4 protein-coding genes are annotated in these 4923 nt (G+C 31.1%); 2 read left to right on the top strand and 2 right to left on the bottom strand.

Annotated elements, in window-relative coordinates; all coding sequences use genetic code 11:
* Window positions 1-401 precede the first annotated feature (401 nt).
* Window positions 402-2207, top strand: a complete 1806-nt coding sequence (locus tag GXX20_02955; GenBank protein ID HHW30624.1) for a sensor histidine kinase — start codon at window positions 402-404, stop codon at window positions 2205-2207.
* Window positions 2200-2964: a response regulator gene (locus GXX20_02950; GenBank protein ID HHW30623.1), complete on the top strand. Its 765-nt coding sequence runs from the start codon at window positions 2200-2202 to the stop codon at window positions 2962-2964. Before GXX20_02955 ends, GXX20_02950 begins: the two co-directional genes overlap by 8 nt.
* A gap of 56 nt (window positions 2965-3020) precedes the next feature.
* Here the strand turns inward: GXX20_02950 and GXX20_02945 are convergent, their stop codons facing one another.
* On the bottom strand, window positions 3021-3983 hold the full coding sequence (locus GXX20_02945; GenBank protein ID HHW30622.1) for a Gfo/Idh/MocA family oxidoreductase: 963 nt from the start codon (window positions 3981-3983) through the stop codon (window positions 3021-3023).
* Window positions 3984-4050: 67 nt separating this feature from the next.
* Complete coding sequence (locus GXX20_02940) at window positions 4051-4737, bottom strand: phosphoribosylaminoimidazolesuccinocarboxamide synthase (protein ID HHW30621.1); 687 nt, start codon at window positions 4735-4737, stop codon at window positions 4051-4053.
* Between the last annotated feature and the right edge of the window lie 186 nt (window positions 4738-4923).

Below are 4923 nucleotides of genomic sequence, written 5' to 3'. Positions count from 1 at the left end.
TCCCTTAAGACCTCAATCACTATTTTTGCTTTTTCTTCCGGTGTAAAATTTCTTCTCTTTTCCATAGTTCCATTCTAACTTATTTTGGCCGTTTTGTCTGTCTTAATTTCTGGTATCATTATAGTTTTTCAGGTTTCATTTCTTTCATACTAAGTTAACAGAGCCGTTAATAGTTAAGAAATGCCCTTGAGTTAATAACAGTTATGATATTTAAATGTTTAATAAGTGAATTGTAATCTGCTAATGAAAAAATATCATCCTATCATTTTTTAAACAATCCTTATAATTTAGTAATTGGTACTTATTTTTTAGTCCTTCTTGATTCAAGCATCCTGTTTCTTGTTAATATATCAACATAATGTTAATATAATGTTGTGGAAGTATAAATGAGGTGATACTTCATGCAAAAATTATTAGATAAAATTAATCTCATTAGCCTCTTTCCAAATCTTACTACACGGCAAAAAATGATATTAACTATTTTCCCAATTATAGCAGTTTTTCTTTTTTCAAGTTACGTTGCATACAATGCAATTTTAGAAGATCTTCAAAATAGAATCATCAGAAATAATATGCAAACTTTAGAAATAGTAAAAAATGAAATAGAAGTAAGAATAGATAAATTTGAAAATGAGGTTATAAATCTTCTTATTGATAAAACTCTTCAATCCTATGTAGATTATACAGGACCTTCCGATATTGAGTCAATTCTTAAGCGAAATTGTTACAGCAACTTCTTTCATAACACACCAAAAGTTAGTTATATGTCAAGGAATATGTGTGTAATAAAAAATCTTGATAATTATTTATATATTGACAGCAATGAAAGAGTACCTTCTGAATTTGTTAGTAGGTTCGTTGCGAATATTTTAAATAAAAACTCTGATATTTATTCACGCAAATATATTAATCCAGATAAAGAATTCCTGAATTCTTTTGGTATACTTCACTTTGTTCATCCAGCTCCAAAATTAACCGGTTATAAAACTGATGCATTTATTGTAATAAACCTCGCTCAGTCATTTCTTGCAAATATATTATCACAGTTTTATTACAAGGATAGCACATTATATGTTATAGATTACAATGGAAACTTAATATATAGTATACCAAATAAACCAATTACAGGCTCAAATCTTGATGCAATAAATAGCAAAAACGGATATTATGTACTAGATACATCTTCAGGAGACATTCTTACTTCATATATGGTTATCGACAGGCTTGGATGGATAATATTTATTCAGATCCCTTTAAATGTTATTTTTAAACAAGTTAATATACATAAACAGATTTTTCTCTTATATAACTCAATTGCAATATTTTTCTCTCTTATACTTTTTTATTTTACTACTAGTACTATTACCAAACGAATAGCTGAGATAAGTAAAGTGATGGAAAAAGTAAAAAATGGAGAAATGAGCAGTCGATTTCAAGTTCGTTATAAAGATGAAATAAGCGTTATAGGAAGCAGGCTTAATGATATGATAGAAAGTATTCAATTTCTACGCTTTGACATATCACGTAAAGAAATGCGACAAAGAGAAGCTGAATTAATAGCTTTGCAAAGCCAGATTAATCCCCATTTCTTGTATAATACTTTAGAAACTGTAAGAATGATAGCCATTAATAATGATGACGTTATAACTTCTGACATTATACATAATTTAGCTAAATTATTTCGCTATACAATTGGTAAAGGAGGTGTAAATGATATTGTATATATTAAAAATGAAATAGAACATGTCAAAATATATTTAAATATCCAAAAAGTTAGATTTGACGAATCTATTGAAGTAGAAATGGATATTGATGAAAAAATTATGAATTATAAAACTATAAAACTCATTCTTCAACCAGTTGTAGAAAATATTTTCATTCATGGATTCAGCGGAGATTTTTGCTCCTTAAGAAGAAAAGGTATTATTATAATTACCGGTAAAAATGAAGATTCTCAGATAAAATTTACTATAGAAGATAATGGAAAAGGGCTTGAGAAATCAAAGCTAATGGAAATACAAAACATTTTATCAAGATCTCCATATGAGCTTAGAAACAGTAGAACAATAGGCATTATTAATGTTAATGAGCGTATAAAGCTTTATTATGGTCAAAATTATGGAGTTAGTATTGATAGTGAACAACAAGTTGGAACTTGTGTTACTATTACACTTCCGATAATAAAGGAGGATCTTGATTATGCTTAAAGTTATTATTATTGACGATGAAAAAATAATTTTAAAAGGTATGATGAAAATTATTAATTGGGAGTCACTTGGTTATACCATTATTGGTGCATATACCAATGTCTCACTTGCAATTAATAAAGCATTAGAAAATCCTCCCGATGTTATAATAACAGATATTGTTATGCCTGGTAAAGATGGTCTTGAACTTATCCGTATCCTTAAAGAAAAGCTTCCCTCAATAAAATTTATTGTTCTTAGTGCTTATGACCTCTTTGAATATGCACGTAAAGCATTAAAATATGGTGCTTATAGGTATATGCTCAAACCAATTGATAAAAATGAATTAATAGAAATATTAAATGAGATAAGATATTTGGAAAAAAGAAATGAACAAGATTTGCCTCATAATCAAATCATGGATGATCTAATTAGTGACACTAATACTATTAATGAAGTTATAAAATATATAACTACAAATTATAGGAAAAAGGAATTGAAGCTAAATAGTATTGCTGAAAAGTACTATATTAATTACTCATATTTAAGTTTTATGTTTAAAAAAGTAACTGGAGTCAACTTTAACGAGTATCTCTTAAATATTCGAATGGAAGAGGCTAAAAAACTTCTAGTTAATACTAATTTATCTATTAAGGAAATTGCCAGATATGTAGGTTATAGTGGAAAAAACTTTTTTCCTGCATTTAAAAAACAATTTGGAATTTCACCAAATGCTCTTAGAAAAGAATTAAAGCAAGAAAAGGAAAAAATTGGTTAGTGGTACTTCAACAGAATTATTAAAATCTGCTGAAGTACCACAACCACCTATAAATTTTACCTCACTTTAATTTCATCCAGGTATACTTTCCTATTCCCTTCTTCCCGGCTTCTTATGCCGCCAATTACCAGTTTCATAAGCTCCTGAGTCTCTTCATAAGGATATGGTTCTTCCCCTGTCCTGAGCCAGCGAACAAAAGTATCAAGCTGCTTTTTAAAAGAATAGTAGGAATCTTTTGAGTTAATAACTGCAGTGGATTCGCTGCCTACAAGCAAAGTAGGCGCGCTGGCTATTCCTGAAGCTACTACAATATTTATGTCACATCCACTTTTATGTACTATATGAACTATGTTTTTTTCATAATTGCCTGTATTCTGTATCGAAACAAATCCCGGCCCAAGAACCGGATATATATTTTCAAGTGCATGAATACCGTATGTTTCCCATTTCTTGATTATAGATTTAAATATATACATTAATTTTCCTAATTCATAATGATTCTTATGGTAAGGTTCCATCTCTTTTTGATAACGCATGGAACTGGAAGACAAGAAATGAAATCCTTCATCATGCCACTTTGTGAAAATCTTTAGGTCGTCTTCATTATCCACCAACGGTTTATCAATAAACAAAGGTATATCAGCTTCTATAAAGGGGCGGCAGCGCTTCACATGCTCCGAACCTATGTCAGTTGCAATAATTACAGCATCTACTTCTCCTATCATTTCTTCGGGTTTATCTACTACATTTGGAATAAGGGAGCATTTTGCCACATGCTCTGCATCTGTTCTGTCATCACAGTAAATATGGGTTACATGAGCTCCAGGTATGCCAAATGTATGTTTAGGTTGCTTGTTTAAATAAGAAGGAATGGCAGGATAGGGGCACTCATTCATAAAATCACAATCGTAACCATTAAATATTGCACTCCAGGAATATGGATGTCCATTACCTTCAGTCATTCCAATAATACCTAATTTTAGTTCTTTATCCCCTAAAGGGAAAGCTCTTTTTTCCATAAGTCAGCAAGTCAGCCTCCATTTCTTATTCTTTGAAGATTTCTTACACTTAGAAAATCAAATTAACCTATTTCCGCAGCATTATTCTTTCCAGTTCAAGAGGCTCTACTCTCTCACCATTCATATATGCTCTCATATTTCCACCGGAAATTTCGTCTATTAAAGCAATATGTTTGTCCTCTCCGATTCTTCCGAATTCAAATTTAATATCATATAACTCCAAGCCTTTTTTGGCCAGTTCTTCTTTTACTATATTTGCAATTTTCTTTGTAAGATCCACCAATACATCATATTCTTCTTTAGAAAGTATATTCAGCATATCTAAAGTTTCTTTTGTTATAAGAGGATCATTTCTTTCATCATCCTTGAGTGTAACCTCTACTAATGCATCCAGAGGCTGACCTTCTTTTGCATACATTCCATAACGTCTGATAAAACTGCCTACAGCTCTGTATCTGCAGATTATTTCCAATCCTTTTCCAAATAATGTAGCCTTTTTGACTGTCATGGTTGAGTTTTCCAAATCTGCACTAATAAAATGTGTAGGAATACCCATTTGGTTTAACTTTTCAAAAAAGTATTTTGTTAGGCTCAAGCCTGCCTTTCCTGCTCCTTCAATGGTTAACCCAACAGTATTTGCTCCGGGATCAAATACTCCATTCTCTCCCGTAACATCATCTTTAAATTTTAATAAATAAGTTTCGCTATCCAGTTCATATACATCTTTTGTTTTTCCTTTATAAACTAACTTCATATTCATACTCCTTTATGTAAAAGTATTTTTTTAAACCCTTACTCCACAGCAAACTCCCTTCATCGAGTAGGAGGTAGGTGATTAATTCACCTACCGACCTCTCACACCACCTAGCCTACGGTCCCGTACTAGGCGGTTCCCAAGTTTACGCCGTTACGGTTTTGTAGTAATCCCAGAAAAATGTGT

The organism is Clostridiaceae bacterium (assembly GCA_012840395.1).
Classification (GTDB): Bacteria; Bacillota; Clostridia; order Acetivibrionales; family DULL01; genus DULL01.
Note: the sequence above shows the minus strand (reverse complement) of the source record. Positions and strands in the feature narration are given on the sequence as shown.